The sequence below is a fragment of the Morganella psychrotolerans genome, from assembly GCF_001676055.1.
Lineage (GTDB): Bacteria > Pseudomonadota > Gammaproteobacteria > Enterobacterales > Enterobacteriaceae > Morganella > Morganella psychrotolerans_B.
This window is the reverse complement of record NZ_LZEX01000037.1, coordinates 1-715: the sequence shown is the minus strand read 5'-3', so window position 1 is coordinate 715 and position 715 is coordinate 1. Positions and strand designations below refer to the sequence as shown.

General features: G+C 44.3%; 1 pseudogene. It reads left to right on the top strand.

The annotated features are described in order from the left end of the window. Positions 1–715: pseudogene (locus AYY17_RS15645) on the top strand (DDE-type integrase/transposase/recombinase); the annotation flags it as partial.

Genomic DNA, 715 nt, shown 5'->3' with positions numbered 1-715 from the left:
GTTGTTTGCGGAAGTTAGTCTGGAAAATCATGCTATGAAGGAGCTTTTCGCAAAAAAGGGCTGGTGATGACCGAGAAAAAGACCTGCGCTCAGGAATTAACTCAGGCAGGCTTATCGGTCATAACCGCCTGTCGGTTAGTTTCATTGCCCAGAACCTCTTTTTACCGGACAAACACTGACTGGAAAATAAAGGATGCCCCTGTTATTGAAGCGATTTATGCCGAACTGGAATTATCACCACAGGCTGGCTTCCGGAAATGTTTTCACCGAATGCGGCAGAAAAAACATCTCTTTAATCATAAGCGGGTTTATCGGGTATATTGCCAGCTTGGCTTAAACCTCAAACGCAGGGTAAAGAAAAAATTGCCTGAGCGGGAAAGAAAACCACTGATTGCGGCAACCCAGATTAATGAACGTTGGGCTATGGATTTTATGAACGACAGCCTATATTGCGGTAAGCGATTCAGAACACTGAATATTATTGATGAAAATACCCATGAGTGCCTGGCCATTGAAATTGATACGTCATTACCGGCCGAACGGGTTATCCGTGTTTTATCCCGTTTAAAAGAAGAGCGCGGATTGCCGGAATATATCCGGGTGGACAACGGACCAGAATTTATATCGGATAAACTGGTTCAGTTTTGTACAGAAAACGGAGTGGCACTGAATTATATTCAACCGGGAAAACCGCAGCAGAACGGGTTTATTGAGC